The organism is Sphingobacterium psychroaquaticum (assembly GCF_900177625.1).
Lineage (GTDB): Bacteria > Bacteroidota > Bacteroidia > Sphingobacteriales > Sphingobacteriaceae > Sphingobacterium > Sphingobacterium psychroaquaticum.
Genome location: NZ_FXAU01000004.1, coordinates 209,790 through 232,215, shown reverse-complemented (window position 1 = coordinate 232,215; position 22,426 = coordinate 209,790). Strand labels below are relative to the sequence as shown.

Here is a 22,426-nt window from a genome sequence, read left to right as displayed (position 1 = left end):
GTTTTTAACATTAATTAACTTCATTCTACTTATCTTTGCGCCTAAATTCGTTTTGGTAAAGTGTGTGTTCTTTTATAATCGAAAAATGCGCCTTTACCAAAGGTAATTAATTTGTATAAATACTGTGAAAGTTGAATAAGAAGAAGATCATTAATGACCCCGTATATGGATTTGTATCAATTCCATCGGCTTTTATTTTCGATCTTGTTCAGCATCCTTATCTTCAGCGTCTTCGCTACATTAAACAAGTGAGTATGACGCACCTGGTTTATCCGGGTGCTTTGCATACGCGCTTTCAACATGTGGTAGGGGCGATGCATTTGATGAGTCTCGCAATCGATACATTAAAAAGTAAAGATGTGGAGATTTCTCCGGAAGAGGAGGAAGCAGCGTTGGCAGCAATTTTGTTGCATGATATTGGACATGGTCCTTTTTCACATTCATTAGAACACACCTTGATCGAGGGTGTTTCACATGAAATGATATCAGCTTTGTTAATGGATAAGCTGAACGAAGAGTTTGAAGGTAGACTGACCTTGGCGATAACGATTTTCAATGATCAGTATCCGCGCAAATTCTTTCATCAGCTTGTGTCGAGCCAGCTGGATACTGACCGTATGGACTACCTCAATCGGGATAGCTTCTTTACGGGTGTTTCCGAAGGGGTAATATCGTTTGATCGCATCATAAAAATGCTACATGTATACAATGATGAATTGGTGGTGGAGGCAAAAGGGATTTATTCGGTTGAGAAATTTTTGATTGCGCGGCGGTTGATGTACTGGCAGGTATACCTGCATAAAACGGTTATTGGCGCAGAGCTGATGTTGATTAAGATTCTAGCACGGGCAAAAGAAATTAGTGCACAAGGCGCGTCGTTATTTGCAACGCAAGCGTTACGACATTTCTTAACGAATAAAGTTGATATTCATAATTTTTTGGAAGACCCGGTACACTTGACCAATTTTATGCGTTTGGACGATACCGATATCCTTTCGGCCGTCAAAGAATGGGCATTTGGAGAGGATAAAATCCTTCGCGTGTTGTGTACGAAGCTGATGCAGCGTAATTTGTTGCGTACCGAATTGCGTAATGCGAGTTTCTCAGAGGAAGAGGTGAAGCAGGTTCGTGCAAAAGTTAAAGCGCATTTTAGGTTGACTGAAGAGGAAGTCGATTACTTTGTTTATACGCAGGTAGTGCGCAATAGCGCATACGATCTGAAGCAAAACAATATTAAAATATTAAATAAGCAAGGGGTAGTACAAGATATTACGGAAGCTTCGGATTTATCAAACCTAGAGGCCTTGGCCAAGAGCGTAGAAAAATATGCGATTTCCTATCCCAAAGAGGTTGGATTGGTATTCGGCCATCTTTAAGAAAGTGATAAGAAATAATTAAGAAAAAGTATACATTTGTAAGATGCAATTTACTGCAAATCAAATCGCAACACTGTTAGGAGGCACGGTAGAAGGTAGCCCGGAAGTGGTTGTTAGTCAGCTGGCTAAAATAGAAGAGGGCACGGAAGGGTGTTTGTCTTTTTTGGCAAACCCAAAGTACGAGCATTTCCTGTATGATACGGGGGCTTCTATTGTTATTGTAAATGAAGATTTACAGTTGGCTAAGCCAGTCCGTGCGACGCTTATCCGTGTGAAGGATGCGTACTCTGCTTTTTCTGAGTTATTGAAAATATATCATCAGTTGCGAAATGAGAAAATTGGACGGGAGGAACCCTCATTTGTGCATGAAAGTGCGCAGCTAGGAGAAGGGATATATCTCGGAGCCTTTTCGTATATTGGTAAGGATGTGAAGATTGGTAATAATGTAAAAATATATCCACAAGTGTTTGTGGGTGACAATGTTACTATAGGAGACGATTGTGTTCTCTTTCCTGGAGTCAAAGTTTATTATGATACCAAAATTGGGGATCGCGTGGTGATACATGGAGGCGTTGTTTTGGGTAGTGATGGCTTTGGTTTTGCGCCCCAGAAGGATGGCTCATACAATAAAGTGCCACAGATTGGGAACGTGATTTTGGAAAGCGATGTGGAAATTGGTGCGAATACCGTTATTGATCGCGCGACCATGGGGTCAACAGTCATTCGTCAAGGTGTGAAATTGGATAATCTTATCCAAATTGCACATAATGTGGAGATCGGAAAGAACACGGTTGCAGCCGCGCAAACAGGTATCTCAGGAAGCACTAAGGTTGGAGAGAATGTTATCCTTGGTGGACAAGTGGGGTTAGTTGGTCATATTCAGATTGCCTCTGGATCGCAGATACAAGCACAATCGGGCGTTAATAGATCGATTGTCGAAGAAAATAAAAAGTGGGGTGGGACACCGTCTTTGCCCTATAGCAGCAACTTACGCTCCCATGTGTTTTATGCGAAGTTACCTTCCATAGAGAAACGCATCTCCGAGTTGGAGTTCGTGATACGGGACCTAAAAAATGAAACGCCTTAATTATTGCAAAATAGAATGTTAGATATGAATGTAAAACAAAGGACTATACAATCCGAAATTTCTATTTCAGGAATTGGTCTGCATACAGGTCAAGCTGTAAATATGACTATAAAACCTGCACCAGAGTTTCATTGGTATAAATTCAAAAGAGTTGACCTGGAAGGAGGACCTATAGTCGCAGTTGATGCGGACAATGTGACGGATACATCTAGAGGGACAACGATTTCACAAAATGGAGCATCTGTAAGTACAATCGAACACTTAATGGCGGCCTTAGTAGGTTTGCAGGTTGATAACGTTTTGATTGAAATTGATGGTCCTGAAGTGCCAATTTTGGATGGTAGCTCTAAAGTTTTTGTAGATCGCTTGCTGGAAGTAGGCTTTGTGGAGCAGGAAGCGGATCGAGATTACTACGAAATTAAAGACAACATTTCTTATGCGGAAAAAGACCGTAAGGTTGAGCTTATTGCTATGCCTTTAGATGGTTACCGTTTGACGTGTATGATTGACTTTAATTCACCAGTATTGGGCAGTCAGCATGCGTCAATCAGCAATATTACGGAGTTTATTCAGGAAATTTCAAGTTCTCGAACATTCTGTTTCTTGCATGAACTAGAAGCCTTGTTGAACAACAACTTAATCAAGGGTGGTGATTTATCTAACGCTATTGTAATCGTTGATAAAGAAGTTAGCAAAGAGGAACTCGATAAGCTTTCGACCTTGTTTAACAAGTCTGTAGAAGTAGCAAGTGAAGGTATTTTAGATAACATACAACTGCGTTACCAAAATGAGCCAGCAAGACATAAATTGTTGGACATGGTCGGCGACTTGGCATTGGTGGGACGTCCATTAAAAGGGCATATCATGGCTGCTCGTCCAGGGCATGCTGCGAATGCTGCGTTTGCTAAGCGAATAAAAGCGCAAATTAAAAAGGATAAAAACAGGAAAAACGTTAAAGTATACGATCCAAATACGCCGCCAGTTTATGACACGGTGCAGATCATGAAAATTTTACCACATCGTCAACCGTTTTTGATGATTGATAAAATTTTAGAGCTTTCGGATACACATGTTGTAGGTCTGAAAAATGTAACGATGAATGAAGATTTATTCATGGGACATTTTCCGGGTGCACCGTGGTTTCCAGGTGTATTGCAGATTGAAGCTATGGCGCAGACAGGTGGTATATTAGTATTAAATACGGTTCCTGATCCTGAAAATTACTTGACCTTGTTCTTAAAAATAGAAAATGCTCGTTTTAAGAATCAGGTAACACCTGGAGATACCATTATCTTTAGCTGTGAATTGATTGAGCCTATTCGTCGTGGTATTGCACGTATGAAAGGTGTTGGTATGGTGGGAGATAAGATTGTAAGTGAAGCTGAGTTAATGGCTCAGATCGTAAAAGTTAAAAATTAATAGGAATGATACAACCGCTATCATATATCCATCCGGAAGCTAAGATCGCCCAAAATGTGGTGGTAGAACCTTTTTCTACCATCCATAAAGATGTGGAGATTGGAGAGGGCACATGGATTGGATCAAACGTGACCATTATGAATGGAGCACGAATTGGGAAAAATTGTCGAATTTTCCCAGGAGCAGTTATTTCCGGAGAGCCACAAGATCTTAAGTTTGAAGGTGAGGTTACAACATGTGAGATTGGTGATAATACCACGATCCGCGAATGTGTAACTATCAATAGAGGGACCAAAGATCGTTACAAAACGGTTGTCGGTAAGAACTGTCTTATTCAGGCATATAGCCATATTGCGCACGATTGTATCGTCGGCGATTACTGTATTTTTTCAAATTCCAGTACGCTGGCAGGCCATATAACGGTAGGTGATTACGTTGTGTTAGCGGGTATGGTGGCTGTCCATCAGTTTTGCCAGATTGGTTCGCATGCCTTTGTGACCGGTGGTACATTGGTTCGTAAAGATGTTCCTCCATTTATTAAGGCCGCGCGTGAACCTATCGCGTATGCTGGTATCAACTCGGTGGGATTGCGTAGACGCGGATTCACTGCTGAACAGATTACCGAAATACAAGATATCTACCGTGTTCTATTTGTGCAAAATAGAAATCTAACGAAAGCATTAGATTTGATCGAGGCAGAGTTTACCCCAACAGAAATCCGAGACGAGATATTATCTTTTGTTCGGAATTCGAATCGTGGAGTAATTAAAGGGTTTAATCAAGGGAAAGCGTCAACATTATAGAAAAGGGCTGTTTATTGAATATAACTTTACAAAACACAGGGCGAAGGTATAATAAGGAGTGGATTTTTCGCCACTTGGATTATACCTTCTCCATTGGAAAAAAATATGCGGTGCTTGGTCCAAATGGATCGGGTAAGTCAACCTTACTCAAGGTTGTCTCTGGTAGTCTTTCGCCCAGTGAAGGAACGGTGGTCTATAAAACCGAAGAACAAACGACGGTTGAGGCTGATAATATCTATGAACATTTGTCTATTGCAGCACCTTATGTGGAACTTCTGGAAGAGTTTACACTACAGGAAATGTTGGCCTTCCATTTTAAATTTAAAAATTATGCCACCGGGTTTAATTACGATCGGTTAATTGACATATTGGGACTTGAGAAAGCGCTTGATAAAGAGATTCGTTTTTTTTCTTCCGGAATGAAACAGCGGGTCAAATTGGCGCTTGCGTGCTGTTCGGATACGCCTATTGTACTTCTTGATGAACCTACGAGTAACTTAGATCGTCCAGGAGAAGACTGGTACTTAGATCTAATCCAGCAGACAATTGATGCCAACAGAATGCTCCTTGTTGGCTCTAATCAAGAAAAAGAGTATAGCTTTTGCGATGAGCAATTGCATATACTTGATTTTAAATAACCTTTCCCCAGTCAGGTTTCTTACGGGGAGTTTTCTTGTTCCCTATTTGAGGTAAGATATGCCTCTAGCTCAATAAACTATTCATTTTCAAAAGCGCACTATATTTATTATTTTTGCATAATAAACGAAAAATTCATTATGTCGAAAGCATCTGAAGTAAAATCAGGAAATATACTTCGTTTTAACGGAGAATTGGTGTCTGTAGAGGAGTTTATCCACCGTACACCAGGGAACTTGCGTGCTTTTTACCAAGCGCGTATGCGAAACGTAAAAACAGGAAAACTTGTGGAATACCGTTTTAGAACGGACGAAGAGGTAACTATTGCGCGTGTGGAAACAAACGATTACCAGTATTTATATGATGATGCTGACTTTTTCGTTGTGATGGATAACAATACGTATGAACAGTTCAATATCCCAAAACATCTGTTCGGAGATTCGGCACGATTCTTGAAAGAAGGTATGAATGTGATCATTGCATTCGAAAGCGAAGAGCCTATTATGGCGCAAGCTCCAGCAACAGTAGAGTTGGAAATCACATATTCAGAGCCTGCTGTAAAAGGTGATACGTCTACAAATGCACTTAAAGTAGCAACAGTAGAGACAGGTGTTGAAATTAGAGTCCCTTTGTTTATCAATCAGGGCGATAAAGTAAAAGTTGATACACGTACTGGTGATTATATCGAACGTGTTAAATAAAATATTAGGTTTAGGTTGATTATTCGGTCTTGTTAGCTTCCCAGCGCAAGGCCGTTTTTTTTGGAAGAAAATACAGAGCCGTTGGTCGTTAGTATAAAAGTAGTGGGAATAGACTAGGTGCTCAGTATAAAGATAAGGTACGGCTGTGCCCTATGTTAAAGACTATGGATAAAGCAGGATTACGTATATACTATAAGAAAGAACGACAGTTGATGTCTGCGGATGATTTTGTTTCTCGGAGCGAACGGGTATTGGCTCAGCTGAAGAAGCGTTCCTGGAATGATGTGGCGTATCTACACTTATATATACCCATACAGCGGATGCGTGAGATTGATACGTGGCCTTTTATGGATTGGTTACGACAACATTATCCGGCACTTAAAATTGTAGTTAGCCGTTCTAACCCGGATGATTCAAGTATGTCACATTATCTGTTTAGGGAGAGACGCGCATTATTCGAAAATAAATGGGGTATTTTGGAGCCACAAGAAGGAGAGTCAGTCGACGAAAAGCTTATCGATGCGGTTATCATTCCGTTGCTTGTTGCTGACAAAGCCGGAAATCGCGTAGGTTACGGAAAAGGATTCTATGATCGTTTCCTTGCGAAATGTCGTCCGGATTGTTTAAAAATTGGCTTGTCGCTGTTTCCTCCTGTTGAACAGATCGATGATGTTAATGAATATGATGTGCCCTTGGACGTTTTGATTACGCCTTAAGTAAGGGGAAGGAACTCACAGTATCAGTGTTATTCTGGTGCAGAATATGATGATCGCTGATTATTATTTGTATAATCACACGATTTTAAAACTCCCTCCGATTTTCTACGATAAATCGAGAACGGCCAAAACGAAAAAGCCACGTCGAAGCGCTTCTCGCAAGGACGTGGCTGTCTAATTGTGTTTGTCATAAGAGAATAGTCGAATCCTCATTTCTTAGGATTGAAATGAAAAATAATTTCCTTTATGCAGTTTTTTTTATTTGTATAAGATCCTGAATTTTATTGTGTTATCAATTTGTTTCAGCTGCTTAATAAGTTTCTTGTCATAAGCCGTGTGTATATCCGTAACGGCATAACCGATGTCCCCTTTGGTCATCAGAAACTGAGAGATAATATTAATATTGTTTTCGGCATAGGCATTATTTATCTGCGCCATAATTCCGGGTACATTTTTGTGGATATGTAATAAGCGGTGTGCCTGTGTGAGCTTCGGTAAGATCAAATTCGGGAAATTACGACTCATGTACGTATCTCCATTATTAATAAAATCGGCCATACGGCGTGGAATAAATTCCGAATTCCGCTTCTTGTTTTTCTTGTCATCAAAAACCACAATTCCTTTCTCGGTACATATCTTTTTACTGATATGCGCTTTCGCATCGCCTAGGTAACCAATTGTCTTTAATTTATCGGCTCTTGCTAATTGATCATCATCAATCGTAATGCCGTCTGCTACAAGCAACAAGCCGACGTCTTTGGTATATTTCTCTTCGAAATTGTCTTTGATGCGCACAGAAAAGCCATCTCTTTTGAGAATGTGTACAGCGATTTCAGGTACATCTCCAATAATAAGACAAAGGATACGGTTCTTTGGGTACGAGATTGCGCGAGGTAAGTCATTGACATATAGAAACTCGTCGAAGCTTGGCGTGATGTGATCTGCTTTCTCGGTCACACTTTTACGTGCAATATTCTCCGTGAAGGCAAAAAATTTCTCAATTAAGCCAGACTCCTTCAATTGGAAGTCTGAGTAACCATCTCCAATGCCAAAAATACGACCAGCAATATTTAGTTCCTTAAGCAGCTTAACCTTACCTCCTTCATCGGATAGAGGATTTGTCTCATCGTAACCGATAATATTTCCTTCTTCGTCAAATTTAAAGGTATTGGCGTAAATATTTTCTTTTTTGATATGATAGGGCGTGACAACAGGTGTAATAAACTCCTTAAAGCCTCCTGAGACAATCCAAGCGGTATCCGAATTTTCCTTAAAGAACTCTTTGTTCCGCTCAAAGGAACGCGATACTTTTTTCTTGAGTTGACTCACGAGCTTGTCTAGGTGCGATTTGTTCGCGTTTAAAAGCTTTACCCGGCCAGCTAAACTTTCTCGAAAAGAGATCTTACCATCCATTGCTAAGTTGGTATAATCCTCGATCTGTTTGTATATGTTATCTCTTTCTGGATGGTTTTCTAGCGATATTTTTGCTAGCTCATCTAAGGCTTCGACTTGTGTAAATGTACTGTCGAAATCAATGATGTAATAATTTTTCACGGTGGTTAAGGTTGATTGTTATAGTTTGTTATTTGTAGTCTAAACTCATTTCTTTCAAAGTTATATCTACGGGTTTAAAGGTGTATCCGATAATATCTTTGATCTTTTTATTGGAAAAGGCTAGCTTGGCGGAGGATGCTTTGGCTGTTTCCCGCGTAAGCGTTGGTTGCTTATTACTGAATAAGGCTGCCAGTTTAGCGGCACGCCATGCAATACTCATCATGAATGGCTTGGCTTGGATGGTTGGTGCAGGTTTGTCTAATAAAACAGCAATTTGCTCCAGTAGATGCTTATTACTTACGTTTTCACTGTTTAAGATAAAACGTTCCCCGGTGATTTTTTTATCGTTCATCAAAAGAACCATGACTTTGGCCACATCCTCAACATCAACGATACCCACACTACCAGAAGGATAGATTCGTAATCCTTTTTGTATCACAGAAAACAGTTTTCCAGAACCACGGTCTCCTGTTCCGGCTCCCATAATGACAGAGGGATTGACAATGACCGCATCAAGTCCTTCAACAATACCTCGCCATACCTCCATCTCACTTTCGTATTTCGACAGGGAGTACTTGGAATGTGGCGCACCTTCGTCCCAAAAAGTACTTTCCCCAACTAGTTCGTTGTTCTTGCTGTTACCTAAGGATGCGATGGAGCTGACGTGTACCAGGCGAGCGTTGTGCTCCAAGCAGAGGTTAACGATATGCTTGGTCCCCTCAATATTGATATGCAGCATCATGTCCCAGTCTTCTTTGTGATAGGAAATCTTAGCCGCACAATGGTACACCTCTTGGATGTCGGTAAATAAGTCCGATAAAGCAAAATAGTCCGTAACATCGGCCTCTACCCAACGTACCAACGGATGTTTCTCCAGACCGGAAGGTACAATAGAGTCGTTCCGTTTTGTGGCCGTAACGGATTGGCCCGCCTGAATGAGCTGTTGAATTAACGTAGACCCTAAAAAACCTGTTCCGCCAGTAACTAATATCACAATGCTAACTTATTTTTAAAAACTTATCCTTTTCAAAAATAGCTTATTAAAAGCAGAATTGCACAATAGGTAGGTGATTGTTTCTTTTTTTTTATCTAAGTTTACAATCTACAACGCAAAACTTATGTCTTTATCGGTCTTTTTTTCGCCCATCACAGTTCAAGATTTTATTAGTGGATCGGCTTTTTACAACTCGCAGTTTGGAAAGAGTATTCAAGCGTATGAAGATGTATTCCCTGATCTTGAAGATCCGGAAACGAAGCCTCAATTGGTGCTAATTGGGGTAGAAGAGGAACGGGGAGCTGTGAATAACGAAGGAACAAAAAAATCAGCTAATGCAGTCCGCAAGTACCTCTATAATTTGTATCAAGGCGACTATAATGTCAAGATTGCCGATTTGGGTAACATCAAGGCGGGAGAGTCACTTACAGATACTTATTTCGCAATTAAAACGGTCGTAGAGGAGTTAGTAAAACAGGATATCGTACCTATTATTATTGGCGGAGGCCAAGACTTAACATACGCTCAATACATGGGCTACGAAGGGTTAGAACAACGTGTGGAAGTGGCCGTTATTGACAGTCGTTTTGATTTGGATCAAGACAATGCAGATAATACGGCATTGAACTCTAATACATACCTCAATCATATCATTTTACATCAGCCGGACTATCTGTTTAATCTGAGTAATATGGCTTATCAAACTTATTTAGTGAGTAAGGAGTCTATTAACATGTATGATAAACTGTTCTTTAGTACAATGCGGATAGGTATGATGGCCGGAAAGCTAGATCAGGCAGAACCTCTGATTCGAGCGGCCGATATGGTAAGCTTTGATATTGGTGCTATTCGTGCTTCAGAGGCACCGGGTAATGCAAATGCCAACCCTAATGGATTGTATGGAGATGAAGCATGTCAGTTGGCGCGTTATGCGGGTATGTCTGATAAGTGCTCCTCCTTTGGTCTGTATGAATATAACCCGACTTTTGACCCGATGGGGCATACAGCTAGCTTGGTTGCGCAGATGATTTGGTGTTTTATCGATGGGTATTACAACCGTAAAAATGATGCTCCTTTAGTGCCTAAATCGGCGTATATAATCTATCGCACGACTTTAGAAAATGATGATTACGAACTAGTTTTTGTAAAAAGCAAAAAATCGGATCGTTGGTGGATGCAAGTGCCATATTTCGGATCTAAATCTGTTAATGAACGGTACTATTGGGTGCCATGTCGTTATGAGGACTACCAGTTAGCGGTGGCAGGAGATATGCCGGATCTATGGTGGAAAACGCATCAGAAGTTACAGTAAAGTTTTGGTGGTTGATAGTTCGTCGACTAGACAGGGCGCTGCGAGGGGGACGACGCGCCAGGCTTTGCCTGATCTGATATTGGATACGTCGATCGAATCGTGTCACAAAAAAGAAGAAAATGAATGTATTTGTTATAGCATGTATTGTTGTGTTGGTGGTGTTGGTTGTGGTTTTGCTATGGCAAAATGGACAACGTGTGCGAAAGAGTTTCGCTGTAAAACTTGAGCAAGAACGGAACTCCGCAATTCTTGAAATGACAAAATTCCAAGAACGGGAGAAAGTACTCGCAGCTAGTCATGATAAATTGGAGCATAGTCTAGAAAAGGAGCGAGAGGATCGTATGAGTCTTGAGCGTACATTAGAGAGTACAAATGCCTATTTGCAAGCGCAGCAAGAGAAATTTCAAGAACAACGATTGGAAATGTCGAGACTGCGGGAACAATTTCAGTTGGAGTTTCAACATATGGCCAGTAAAATATTGGATGAAAAGACGCAAAAATTTACAGCGACAAATCAACAGCATATGAGTCAGATCTTAGACCCGTTACGGGATAAGATCAAGACTTTTGAGGAAAAGGTGGAACGTACCTATCAGCAAGAATCAGCAGAACGTCACGTTTTGAAAGGTGTTGTGGAACAGCTGATGCAACAGAGTCAACTGATAAAAAATGAGGCGAATAGCCTGAGTAAGGCGCTTAAAGGGGACAATAAAAAACAGGGAAATTGGGGCGAAATTATCCTCGATCGGGTATTAGAGCGTTCGGGTTTAGTGAAGGACCAAGAATATACGTTGCAGTCCGTTTTTAGGGAGGATGATAAGCGTAAAATTCCGGATGCTATTATTCTTCTGCCCGAGGAAAAGCACCTTGTTATTGATTCGAAAGTATCATTGACGGCGTATGAACGTTGGGTAAATAGTGAAGATGAGATAGAGCAAGTTCAATTAATAAAGCAACATGTGCAATCCATTGAAGGGCATGTGCGTGATCTCTCTGCAAAGAATTACCATCATCTCTACGGTATCCATTCTCCGGATTTTGTTTTACTGTTTATGCCGATTGAGTCGGCTTTAAGTGCGGCGGTACGCGAGCGACCAGAGTTGTTTTCTGATGCATGGGACCGTAAGGTGGTTATCGTTAGCCCTTCCACTCTGTTAGCGACTTTGCGGACAATAGCGAGTGTATGGGTGCAAGAACGACAGAATCGGAATGTTCAGGAAATAGCCAAGGAAGCCGGTGCACTTTACGATAAATTCGTTGGTTTTTTGCAAGATATGCAACAAGTAGAAGGATATATCCAGCGGGCGGGGGAGAAGCATCAAGATGCGATGAAGAAGCTGTCCACTGGGGCGGGTAATGTAATCAAGAAAGTTGAAAACCTCAAAGCTTTAGGCGCTAAAGCGAACAAGAAGATTGATGGCAAGTTTTTGGATGAATAAAAGAAGAGTCCACTTTTAAAGGTGGACTCTTCTTTTACTTAATAACCTGTTGCGTAGTCATCTCCACGATGATCTGCTCCGGTCTGTAATTTTCCGTTTGGTAGGCGGATGATATTTTCCATTCGACCTATATTACCTCTTTTATGGATGCGGTAACCATCTTTTTCTAAACTTGTACGTACTTGTTCCGAAATGGCACCCTGCTCTACATCAATTCTGTCGGGTTGCCATTGATGGTGAAATCGAGGAGCACTGACAGACGCTTGCGCATCCATCCCAAATTCCAAGACATTTAATATCGCTTGAAAGACTGATGTAATAATAGTCGATCCTCCTGGCGTTCCAACGACCATTTTTAGTTGCCCCTCACGTTCAATAATTGTTGGGGACATAGCACTCAGCATTCTTTTTCCACCTTCGATGGCATTAGCTTTGCCCCCCAGAAGCCCATACATATTAGGGGCGCCTGGTTTGACCGAAAAATCATCCATCTCATTGTTTAATAAAAAACCTGCGCCGTCAACCCATACACAAGAGCCATAAGAACCGTTGATCGTTGTGGTTAGTGAAACAGCATTTCCTTCTTTGTCAACAATACAAAAGTGCGTCGTTTGTTCGGATTCATATCCTGGAAATTTTGTGGCTTTAACCTCAGCACTTGGTGTCGCCTGTCGGAGGTCGATTGTAGACATCCGTTCCTGATTAAGCTGTTTGTCTATGAGGTATGATGTCGGAACTTTGTAGAAGTCCGGATCTCCCAAATATGTTGCTCTATCGGCATAAATACGACGCTCTGCTTCAACCATCGCGCGAACAGTGCTATCTGCCTGAAAGCCCCATTGCGCTAAGGGATACTTTTCCACGGATTGTAATAATGCTAATACGGCAATTCCTCCGCTAGATGGCGGAGGCATCGAGATTACTTTATAATCTTTGTACATACCAACAATGGGTTGCCTCCATATTGCTTTGTAGTTGCGTAGATCCTTATATGAAATAATACCGTTACCTCGATTCATTTCAGAGACGATGTGATCCGCTGTTTTTCCTTTGTAGAAACCATCGCGTCCCTTTTTCGCAATTAAAGCCAACGTAGCGGCAAGTTCTTTTTGAACAAAAGTAGCTCCGGGAATCCATTTTTCTTCTCTAATAATAGCTGCCCAATTGGGGTTGTGTTTTACAAATTTTTCTTTATACTCATTAAATTCATTTGCCTGCATAGCCGTGATTTGAAAGCCATTTTTTGCTAATTCGATTGCTGGAGCGAGTAATTCCTTCCAAGAAAGGGAGCCATATTTTTTATGCGCTTCTTCCATCCCCGCTACGGTACCCGGAATACCAGCGGCAAGTTGACCGTATAAACTTTTGTCGACAATTGGGTTCCCTTCCGTATCAAGATACATGTCCCGGCTAGCCAAGGAAGGCGCTGTTTCTCTAAAATCGAGCGCTGCGATATCCCCTTTTTTTGATCGGTATATCATAAATCCGCCTCCACCTATATTTCCAGCGTTAGGATAAACAACTGCTAAAGCAAACTGAACAGCAATTGCTGCATCGACGGCGTTGCCACCTTTTTGTAGGATATTGACTCCTATATTCGACGCTAAAGGATGTGCCGTGATAACAGCCGCCTGCTGAAATTCTTTTGCTGGAACATTTACTTGTCCTATTAGTGGCGTATTTCCAGAAATTATGAAAAAGAAAAAAGCCAGAGTAGTGGTGATAAATTTCATTTTTTCGGTTTTTTTGATGTTTTTATTCTTAAAAAGGCGTTGAAACACATATTATCTCAGGATTCCTTTTACGGTGTATAAATATAAACAAATCTATACAAGCGATCATCTGCTTATTTTTCAATATAAGTTCTTAATTTAGGAGGTATGAAGAGGTTCTTTACTATCGTAATCTTGTTGCTCTGTGTGGGAGCATTACACGCGCAACGCATTAAGGTTTTATCCTATAACATTCATCATGGAAATCCGCCCGAGATTCCTGGGAAGATTGATCTTGAAAAAATAGCGCAGATTATTGTTGCTTCGGGTGCAGACCTGGTGGGTATACAAGAGGTTGATGTGAATGTTTCGCGCTCCAATAATATCGATCAGGCCAAAGTGTTAGCGGAACTTACGGGAATGTATTATTTTTTTTCTAAAGGGATAGATTTAGAGAAAGGAGAATACGGAACACTTATCTTGAGCAAGCATAAAATAGTGGGAAAACGACGTTACGATTTGCCTATGGTGGAGCCAAGTGAAAATAGATCTTTAGCTATCGTAGATGTCGAATTGCCTAATGGTAAGCAGATTTCTTTTGCAAATACACACCTGGATCTGAAAGCGAAAAATAAAGTAGAACAAGCTAAGTATATCAATGAATTAGGTGATTGGTACAGTCGTCCGCTCATCTTGGTTGGGGATTTGAATGCGGAGCCAGAAACTGAACCGATTCAACTATTAGAACATTTCTTTGTTCGTAATACCAAACAGAATGGAGCAACGTTTCCGAATACAAAGCCTAGGACTGAAATTGATTATATCATGGTAGGGAAACATAGCAAGTTTTCATGGATCGATTATCGTGTTCTCAATGAGCCTTACGGTTCCGATCATTTACCTTTATTTGCGGAGTTGAATATTACACAATAGTATATTTATTTGTTTTCCGTCAATTTTTTTTATTTTTATACAATTTTATAGCAGGAAAGTTAATGAGATATATTTCGGCAAGCACGGTTGCTCCCGTAGTTGGTTCCCTTATTCGGAATGGTGTAGTCGCTCTTGACGATACTGGGACGATTATTGCAATTTATGAGGAGGGGGATCCTCACCTTGACGGTGTAGAGGTGGAATTTTATGCAGGAGTACTAATTCCTGGTTTTGTGAATGCACATTGCCATATCGAATTATCGCATATGCTAGGGAAGACGAAAAGGAATATGGGACTCCCTGTGTTTTTATCTGAAGTGATGACCATGCGTGAGGAATCGCAAGAGGTTATTTTGGATAAGATTGCTGAAGCCGACCATATGATGTATGAAAACGGAATTCAAGCAGTTGGCGATCATGTGAATACGGACCATTCGGTCCAAGTAAAGAAAAAGAGTAAAATCATATATCACACGTTTGTTGAGGTTATGGGATTGGTGAAAGAGGAAGTGCAAAATCGAATTGATCGAGCTCGTGATATTGAATTTTTCTTCGAACCAAATGCTTCTATTACACCACATGCACCCTATTCATGTTCGAAAGAGCTATTTAAGACTTTTCGTAAGGTTGTAGGGACAGACAATATCCTTAGTATTCATAACCAAGAAAGTGACGAAGAGAATAAATTATTTCGATATAAGTCAGGTGGTTTCTTGAAGTTTTACGAAAAAATGGGCATGAATGCGGATAGTTTTAAAGCGCAAGCTAGAAACTCTATACAATCGTATTTGCCATATACCCCGGTGTCCAACAGATTAATTTTAGTGCATAATACGTTCACTTCGCTAAAAGATATCGATTTTGTCCAGCGACAAGGACGGGACGTGTATTATTGTTTGTGTCCTAAAGCAAACCTTTATATTGAGGGAAAATTACCTAAGATATTGAATTTTATCCCAAGCAACGATCGGATAGTAATTGGTACGGATAGTTTGGCATCCAATGATACATTGAATATTCTGGAAGAATTGAAGGCCATCGCTGCAGAAGTGAGCCAGATTGATTTTCTGCAATTGTTAAAGTGGGCGACGATTAATGGGGCGAAAGCTTTGGGATTGGATGCACAATTAGGATCTATCGAGGTGGGTAAGCGTCCAGGATTGGTACTATTGGAAGGAATGGAAGACTTACATTTAGTCGATTCTGTTACCTTACGTCGTCTGGTTTAGTTTTTCGCTTTTTATACAAATTTAGGTAAGTTTGCTCCCCATGAAACATCTCGATATTGTGGTCACAGGAAAGGTGCAAGGAGTTTATTTCCGTGCTACCGTAAAAGCAGTTGCCGATCAATTGGGCGTAAAGGGTTTTGCGCTTAACCAACCCGACGGGTCTGTGTATATAGCGGCTGAGGGAGATGATTTTGCCTTGTCTTCGTTGTTGGAGTTCTGTGATGAGGGCCCAGAGCGTGCAGAGGTAGAAAATGTAACGTCTACTGAAGGTGAAATACAGGGATTCAAAGACTTTGTGGTTCGCAAGAAGCTAAAATAAGGAGTGAAGGATGTCTGTTGTTAAACGATTTCTGAACGATACAGCTATTTACGGGCTGTCTACCATTGTTTCTCGGTTACTGAATTTTATCCTGACGCCGATTTTAGTGCGTAAGCTCGATACGGGCATATACGGTATTTTTACGAATATGTACTCATGGTCGGCGCTAATCAATACGTTTCTAGCCTTTGGGATGGAGACAACCTACTTCCGCTACCTCCAAAAAGTGGATGAAAAGGATAAGATGAAGGTTTTTAACAATAGTTTTATTGTTACCATTTTTACAAGCCTTGTATTTCTTTTCGTACTTTTTTCCGTGATATCACCTGCGTCGGAGTGGTTTGCTGCTAACGGACTCCAATCGGTTGCTGATTATAAGCAATATATTTGCTTTATGGGGCTGATATTAGCTATAGATGCTTTAGCTGTTGTTCCGTTCGCAAAGCTTCGTTCTGAAAACCGCCCTGTTAGATATGCCTTACTAAAGACAATCAATATATGTGTTTTTGTTTGTTTTACGCTGTCTTTCATGGTTTTTATACCTTGGTTGATTCGGACATTCCCCTCTCTTGAAGGCTTTTTTACGTGGTACAAGGGCATGTGGTTGGGCTATGTGTTTTTGTCTAATCTTATTGCAAGTGCTGTAACCTTGCTGATGTTATGGCCTCAGATACGCGGGTTTAGTTTTCGAGTAGACAAGAAGTTGCTAAACAGTATGTTCTCCTATAGCTTGCCAATTTTTATAGCGAATGTGTCTTTTATCGTCAATGAGCATCTGGACAAGATCTTGTTGCCAAGCCTACTCCCTGGGAATGTAGGGGAACGAGAACTTGGGATTTACGGTGCTATATCGAAAATAGCTATGTTTCTCAGCATCTTTGTGCAGGCTTTCCGGTTGGGAGCCGAGCCGTTTTTCTTCTCTTATGCAAAGAACGAAAACGCCAAAAAAGTATATGCCCTGATAATGGAGTATTTCGTTATCGCAATGGTTCTTGTAATGGTGGGGCTCTCTATGAACATAGAATGGCTGAAGTACTTTATTAAAGGGGGCAATGCAGAGCAAGTAGCTAGGTATTGGTCGGGCTTGGATTATATTCCAATTATCTTGTTTAACTATGTCTTGCTCGGGATCTATATGAATTTATCGGTGTGGTATAAGCTTTCAGATCAAACGAAATATGGTCTGTATATATCGGGGATGGGTGCATTGGTGACTATAGTTCTCTGCTATGTGCTGATCCCGAAATACAGTTACGTCGGTGCTATTCTTGTGACATCAATAGCATATACGGTTATGGTATTTTTATCTTACTTTTGGGGACAGCGCAATTACCCGATTCCTTATAAGGTCGGAAAAACTGTCGGTTACCTCGCTCTAGGAGGTGCTTTGGTCGCGATAAATTATGTCTTCTTTGCGCGCAACTTCTGGAGCGGTAACGCGTTGTTGTTCGTGTATTGTGCCGTTGTTTTGTACAATGAAAGAGTTGTGTTATTAGGGTTGTTGAAGCGAGGGTAATGCTTTCATCGCATTATGCAATAGGTCGTTCCAGCTCAGGCTGTTCGTGTGATTCAATAGACCTACACCCTCGTCCTTTAGATTCGTAATTACGGATTGCTTTTAATAAGGCTTCAATTGTAATTTTTTATTTTAATTTTTCATTGTTTTTATGTCTATCGGCGTCCCGTATAGATTTCTTCTCTAAGTTCTTTTCTAATGCGTCGGTTAGGTCGATACCTGTTTGATTCGCTAGACACATCAGTACGAAAAGAACATCGGCCATCTCATCTGCTAGATTGACCTCTTTATCCGACTTTTTAAACGATTGTTCGCCGTACTGGCGTGCCATTATACGTGCGACTTCACCCACTTCTTCCATTAACATGGCTGTGTTGGTCAGTTCATTGAAATAGCGAACTCCTGTCGTCGTAATCCATTTATCTATTACTTCTTGTGCTTCTTTAATTGTCATCTTAAAAATTGTCTTTATCCTGTGTGTTCATTATGATTGTTACCGGGCCATCGTTGCGAAGGTCAATCTTCATGTCGCCTCCAAAGATGCCCATTTGTACTTCTTTTTCTAAGAGTCCTGATAGGTATTTACCCATCCCGTCATACATTGGTCTCGCTTTATCAGGTTTGCCTGCGCGGATAAAAGAAGGCCGATTCCCCTTTTTTGTTTGAGCAAATAAAGTGAACTGAGAGATCAATAGAATCCCGCCAGCGATATCTTGTACCGACTTATTCATCAATCCGTTCTCATCTGAAAAAATACGAAGATTAACTATTTTTTGAGCTAACCACTTCATATCTTCTTCTGTATCGATCTCCTCGATTCCCACCAAGACCAATAGCCCTTGGTCTATTTTTCCGGTTACTATACCTTCCACTGTGCAGGACGCATGTGTGACCCGTTGTATTACTGCTCGCATATGACGCTAAAAATAGAAAAAAAAAGCTACCTTTGCGCTATCGTTAGGGGTGCCTTGTTTTCGAACACGAATAAAGGCTGAGATTATACCCAGTCTCTTTACTATGGTAATGGAGACGCACCTGATCCAGATAATGCTGGCGGAGGGAAAGGTTAAGTTAAATTATTACGCTATTGTGAACCCCTTGCAATAGTATGTTTAACGAAAAAAATCAAATTATTAATGATTAAAGTATCAATCAGTGCACTATTAGTCGCTTTGTCATTCACGACATATGCGCAGCACCGTTTATCGTTGGAAGTAGTTAACGATAGAAATCAAAAGTTACCTAATGCCAGTGTTTCGGTGAGTAAAGTCAAGCGGTTGGTTCAACAAACCAATGCAGAGGGACAAGCTCAGTTTAATGATTTAGGATCAGGCAGCTATCAAGTTCATGTTTCTTATGTCGGTTACGGCACTCAGGATACCACATTGCGATTAACGAGTAATCAGTTTGTCCGCATCCAACTTCGTGAGGCAAGTCTACGCGCAGAGGAGGTGTTGGTCAGCGCGACGCGTGCACGAAGTAATGCATCAACCAGTTTCTCCAACATCGATAAGCAAACGATCGAGAAGGTAAACATGGGACGTGATATTCCTTATCTGTTGGATCAAACCCCTTCGGTTGTGATTGGCTCGGATGCTGGAAATGGTATTGGATATACAAATATGACGATTCGTGGTTCAAGCAATGAACGCATCAATGTTACTTTGGATGGTATTCCGTTAAATGATGCCGAAAGTATGGGTTCCTTTTTTGTGAACATCCCCGATTTTGCATCCAGTGTAGATAACATTCAGGTACAGCGCGGTATTGGTACGTCCACTAATGGGGCAGGTGCTTTTGGAGCCTCTTTGAATATCCAAACCGATGCCTTGCAGGAGAAACCTTATGCAGAGCTCAATAATAGTTATGGTTCCTATAATTCGTGGAAGAACACCGTAAAAGCAGGGACGGGACTTATTAATAATCGCTATGCATTTAATGCACGGTTGTCGCGCGTGGCTTCGGATGGTTATATTGACCGTGCTTCATCGGATCTTAAGTCCTTCTATGTTGATGGTGGTTTTTACGGTAAGAAGCAGAGCTTAAAGGCGACTTTGTTTTCTGGGAAAGAGAAAACATATCAGGCATGGTATGGTACACCAGAGCCGCTTATTAAAGGTGATCGCGGTCGCTTAGCCGATTATGCAGTAGGTATGGAATTGAGCAGTTCCGAAACAGATCGTTTGTTGAATGCGGATAGAAAATACAATTACTATACCTACGATAATCAGACGGATAATTACACACAGACGCACGCGCGGATTCATTATAATAATCAGGTAAGCGACCAATTTAACTTTAGTGGAGCTTTGCATTATACCCGTGGTGCGGGCTATTATGAAGAGTACCGTGCAGATGATAAATTATCGAAGTATGGAATGGCACCTGTAATCTTTGGAACAGATACGACAAAGACTTCGGATTTGATTCGTCGTCGTTGGTTGGATAATCATTTTTATGGAGCGACCTACGCATTTAATTATACACCATCGAATGATTTGAAGCTGACTTTAGGCGGTGCTTTCAATCAGTACACGGGTGATCATTATGGCGAAGTAATTTGGTCTCGCTTCGCATCTAACAGTGAATTGGGCGATCGTTATTATGAGAATAATGCAAAGAAAAATGATTTTAATATCTACGGTAAAGTAAACTATACGCTAGATAAGTGGTTGTTCAATGTGGATCTGCAATACCGGACATTGCATTACAAAATTGATGGGAATGATGATAAAATAAAAAATATGAACATCCATGATGATTTATCGTTTTTTAATCCTAAAGCCGGACTTACTTATCTAATCAATGCGCAGAGCAATGCATATCTATCGTATGCCTATGCGAGTAAAGAGCCTGTTCGGAAGGATTATGTCGAGAACCCATTGAATGCTTTTCCGACGCCAGAGCGCATGCAAAATATAGAAGCGGGGTATCGCTTGCGTACAACCTCGTTTAATGTAGGGGCTAATGCATACGCGATGCTTTATAAAGATCAGTTGATTCCGACAGGAGCAATTAATGATGTCGGAGGAACGATTCGTCAGAATGTGCCTGACAGCTATCGCGTAGGGATCGAATTAGATGCTGCATGGAATATTACGGAGCAATTCACATGGCGTGCAACAGCTGCTTTCAGTCAGAATAAAATCAAAAATTTTAAAGAATATGTGCCAGTTTATGATGAAGACTGGAATGATCTTGGTCTAAAGGAAATTGAATATAAGAAAACGAATATTGCATTATCTGCAGCAACCATTCTTTCAAATGAGTTTGCTTATCGCCCGATTCAGAATCTTGAATTTAGTTTACGTACTAAATATGTATCTCGCATGTATTTGGATAATACATCAAGTAGGGAGCGGAGCATAGATCCTTTTTTGGTAAATGATCTGAATGCGCGCTATAGTTTTGCTGCTTTAGGCCTTAAAAATGTGGATCTCATGGTAAGTGTAAATAATATTCTTGGAGAGAAGTATGAAACCAGTGGTTACACTTGGGGGTCGATGAATACTACCGGGGAACGGACGTTCTATAATTTCTATACACCGCAGGCGACGGCGAATTATATGATGGGTATAAATATTAGATTTTAATAACGCTATAATATAAAAAAGGGGTTCAGAAATAATTTCTGAGCCCCTTTTTTATGGAGTTTTTTTATTTAGACTGCGGCAAATTCGAATTCAGAAAAAGAATTTTGGATCTCTTCTAAAACTTCTAAGATCTCACGATAATCTTGTAGCCCGACCAGTTGTGTTCTATATTCTTTAAAATTTGGAATACCTTTAAAGTAGTTAGAATAGTGACGACGCATCTCAAAAACACCTGTTTTCTCCCCCTTCCATTCGATAGATTTTATTAAGTGTGTTTTGCAAACCTCTACACGTTCCGCAATAGTTGGGCCTTCTAAGCGTTGGCCTGTCTCAAAGAAGTGCTTAATTTCACGGAAAATCCAGGGGTATCCAATAGAGGCACGACCTATCATAATCCCATCCACTTCATATTCTTGACGCCACGCAGCTGCTTTTTCCACAGAGTCCACATCGCCATTACCAAAAATCGGAATCTTAACGCGCGGGTTCTGCTTTATATCTCGAATCATGCTCCAATCAGCTTGTCCTTTATACATCTGAGCACGTGTTCTACCGTGGATGGCCAAAGCTTTAATACCAATATCTTGCAGCCTTTCCGCTACTTCATATACATTTTTAGTGTTATCATCCCAGCCCAAGCGCGTCTTAACCGTAACGGGAAGGTGTGTGGCATCTACAACTGCTTTCGTCATAGCAACCATCTTGTCAATATCCTGTAACAAAGAAGCACCAGCACCGCGACAGGCGACATTCTTTACGGGGCAGCCGTAGTTGATGTCGATTAGATTTGGCGCGGCCAGCGTGCAAATCTCTGCGGACTTACGCATGCTTTCTATATCTGAACCAAAGATCTGGATGCCAATCGGACGCTCATACTCGAAGATATCAAGCTTTTGGCGCGATTTTGCTGCATCCCGAATTAATCCCTCCGAAGAGATAAACTCGGTGTACATTAAATCTACACCGTTCTGCTTACACACGTAACGAAATGGTGGATCACTCACATCTTCCATTGGTGCAAGCAGCAATGGAAACTCCCCTAAATCAATATGTTCACCTATTTTAACTGACATTTTGCAAAATTACG

Annotated in this window: 20 protein-coding genes; 14 read left to right on the top strand and 6 right to left on the bottom strand. The window is 40.9% G+C overall.

Features of this window, described 5'->3' with window-relative positions; all coding sequences use genetic code 11:
- Window positions 1–131: 131 nt before the first annotated feature.
- From B9Y69_RS12080 to B9Y69_RS12050, 7 genes are all read left to right on the top strand, one after another.
- Window positions 132–1,376: an HD domain-containing protein gene (locus B9Y69_RS12080; protein ID WP_085473223.1), complete on the top strand. Its 1,245-nt coding sequence runs from the start codon at window positions 132–134 to the stop codon at window positions 1,374–1,376.
- Between the two features lie 43 nt (window positions 1,377–1,419).
- Window positions 1,420–2,463, top strand: a complete 1,044-nt coding sequence (gene lpxD, locus B9Y69_RS12075; RefSeq protein ID WP_085473222.1) for a UDP-3-O-(3-hydroxymyristoyl)glucosamine N-acyltransferase — start codon at window positions 1,420–1,422, stop codon at window positions 2,461–2,463.
- A 24-nt stretch (window positions 2,464–2,487) separates the two neighbouring features.
- The gene (locus B9Y69_RS12070; protein ID WP_200811799.1) at window positions 2,488–3,882 is read left to right on the top strand and encodes a bifunctional UDP-3-O-[3-hydroxymyristoyl] N-acetylglucosamine deacetylase/3-hydroxyacyl-ACP dehydratase; all 1,395 of its coding nucleotides are present in this window, start codon (window positions 2,488–2,490) and stop codon (window positions 3,880–3,882) included.
- A gap of 5 nt (window positions 3,883–3,887) precedes the next feature.
- Entirely contained in the window at window positions 3,888–4,685 is a 798-nt protein-coding gene (gene lpxA, locus B9Y69_RS12065; RefSeq protein WP_085473220.1) for an acyl-ACP--UDP-N-acetylglucosamine O-acyltransferase, read from the top strand.
- A gap of 14 nt (window positions 4,686–4,699) precedes the next feature.
- The gene (locus tag B9Y69_RS12060; RefSeq protein WP_085473219.1) at window positions 4,700–5,323 is read left to right on the top strand and encodes an ABC transporter ATP-binding protein; all 624 of its coding nucleotides are present in this window, start codon (window positions 4,700–4,702) and stop codon (window positions 5,321–5,323) included.
- Between the two features lie 138 nt (window positions 5,324–5,461).
- Window positions 5,462–6,022 carry an elongation factor P gene (efp, locus tag B9Y69_RS12055; protein ID WP_085473218.1) on the top strand — a complete coding sequence of 187 codons (561 nt, stop codon included), beginning with the start codon at window positions 5,462–5,464 and terminating at the stop codon, window positions 6,020–6,022.
- Window positions 6,023–6,186: 164 nt separating this feature from the next.
- Window positions 6,187–6,738, top strand: a complete 552-nt coding sequence (locus B9Y69_RS12050; RefSeq protein ID WP_085473389.1) for a 5-formyltetrahydrofolate cyclo-ligase — start codon at window positions 6,187–6,189, stop codon at window positions 6,736–6,738.
- A 258-nt stretch (window positions 6,739–6,996) separates the two neighbouring features.
- Here the strand turns inward: B9Y69_RS12050 and B9Y69_RS12045 are convergent, their stop codons facing one another.
- Window positions 6,997–8,292 (bottom strand): HAD-IB family phosphatase, encoded by a 1,296-nt coding sequence (locus B9Y69_RS12045; protein WP_085473217.1) that lies wholly within the window; start codon window positions 8,290–8,292, stop codon window positions 6,997–6,999.
- 28 nt (window positions 8,293–8,320) lie between these two features.
- Window positions 8,321–9,286, bottom strand: coding sequence for an SDR family NAD(P)-dependent oxidoreductase (locus B9Y69_RS12040; protein WP_085473216.1), 966 nt, complete (start codon window positions 9,284–9,286; stop codon window positions 8,321–8,323).
- A gap of 124 nt (window positions 9,287–9,410) precedes the next feature.
- Between B9Y69_RS12040 and B9Y69_RS12035 the strand changes: the two genes are divergently transcribed.
- Window positions 9,411–10,598, top strand: coding sequence for a formimidoylglutamase (locus tag B9Y69_RS12035; protein WP_085473215.1), 1,188 nt, complete (start codon window positions 9,411–9,413; stop codon window positions 10,596–10,598).
- Window positions 10,599–10,717: 119 nt separating this feature from the next.
- Window positions 10,718–12,037, top strand: coding sequence for a DNA recombination protein RmuC (locus tag B9Y69_RS12030; protein WP_085473214.1), 1,320 nt, complete (start codon window positions 10,718–10,720; stop codon window positions 12,035–12,037).
- A 38-nt stretch (window positions 12,038–12,075) separates the two neighbouring features.
- Here B9Y69_RS12030 and ggt read toward each other — a convergent pair whose 3' ends face one another.
- A complete protein-coding gene (ggt, locus tag B9Y69_RS12025; protein ID WP_085473388.1) occupies window positions 12,076–13,770 on the bottom strand; it encodes a gamma-glutamyltransferase in 1,695 nt (564 codons plus the stop codon).
- A 147-nt stretch (window positions 13,771–13,917) separates the two neighbouring features.
- On the opposite strand from ggt, the gene B9Y69_RS12020 reads away from it, so the two are divergent.
- The 4 genes from B9Y69_RS12020 to B9Y69_RS12005 all read left to right on the top strand — a co-directional run bounded on the left by B9Y69_RS12020 (window position 13,918) and on the right by B9Y69_RS12005 (window position 17,746).
- Window positions 13,918–14,682 (top strand): endonuclease/exonuclease/phosphatase family protein, encoded by a 765-nt coding sequence (locus B9Y69_RS12020; protein ID WP_085473213.1) that lies wholly within the window; start codon window positions 13,918–13,920, stop codon window positions 14,680–14,682.
- A gap of 62 nt (window positions 14,683–14,744) precedes the next feature.
- On the top strand, window positions 14,745–15,911 hold the full coding sequence (locus B9Y69_RS12015; protein ID WP_085473212.1) for an amidohydrolase family protein: 1,167 nt from the start codon (window positions 14,745–14,747) through the stop codon (window positions 15,909–15,911).
- A gap of 40 nt (window positions 15,912–15,951) precedes the next feature.
- Window positions 15,952–16,230 (top strand): acylphosphatase, encoded by a 279-nt coding sequence (locus B9Y69_RS12010; RefSeq protein ID WP_085473211.1) that lies wholly within the window; start codon window positions 15,952–15,954, stop codon window positions 16,228–16,230.
- A 10-nt stretch (window positions 16,231–16,240) separates the two neighbouring features.
- A complete protein-coding gene (locus B9Y69_RS12005; protein ID WP_085473210.1) occupies window positions 16,241–17,746 on the top strand; it encodes a lipopolysaccharide biosynthesis protein in 1,506 nt (501 codons plus the stop codon).
- A 127-nt stretch (window positions 17,747–17,873) separates the two neighbouring features.
- Here B9Y69_RS12005 and B9Y69_RS12000 read toward each other — a convergent pair whose 3' ends face one another.
- Entirely contained in the window at window positions 17,874–18,200 is a 327-nt protein-coding gene (locus B9Y69_RS12000) for a nucleotide pyrophosphohydrolase (RefSeq protein WP_085473209.1), read from the bottom strand.
- A 1-nt stretch (window position 18,201) separates the two neighbouring features.
- Window positions 18,202–18,660 carry a D-aminoacyl-tRNA deacylase gene (gene dtd / locus B9Y69_RS11995; protein WP_085473208.1) on the bottom strand — a complete coding sequence of 153 codons (459 nt, stop codon included), beginning with the start codon at window positions 18,658–18,660 and terminating at the stop codon, window positions 18,202–18,204.
- Between the two features lie 222 nt (window positions 18,661–18,882).
- Here dtd and B9Y69_RS11990 point away from each other — a divergent pair, with 222 nt between their 5' ends.
- A complete protein-coding gene (locus B9Y69_RS11990; protein ID WP_085473207.1) occupies window positions 18,883–21,339 on the top strand; it encodes a TonB-dependent receptor in 2,457 nt (818 codons plus the stop codon).
- A 68-nt stretch (window positions 21,340–21,407) separates the two neighbouring features.
- On the opposite strand, the gene dusB is transcribed toward B9Y69_RS11990, so the two are convergent.
- The gene (dusB, locus tag B9Y69_RS11985; protein WP_085473206.1) at window positions 21,408–22,412 is read right to left on the bottom strand and encodes a tRNA dihydrouridine synthase DusB; all 1,005 of its coding nucleotides are present in this window, start codon (window positions 22,410–22,412) and stop codon (window positions 21,408–21,410) included.
- Window positions 22,413–22,426: the final 14 nt, after the last annotated feature.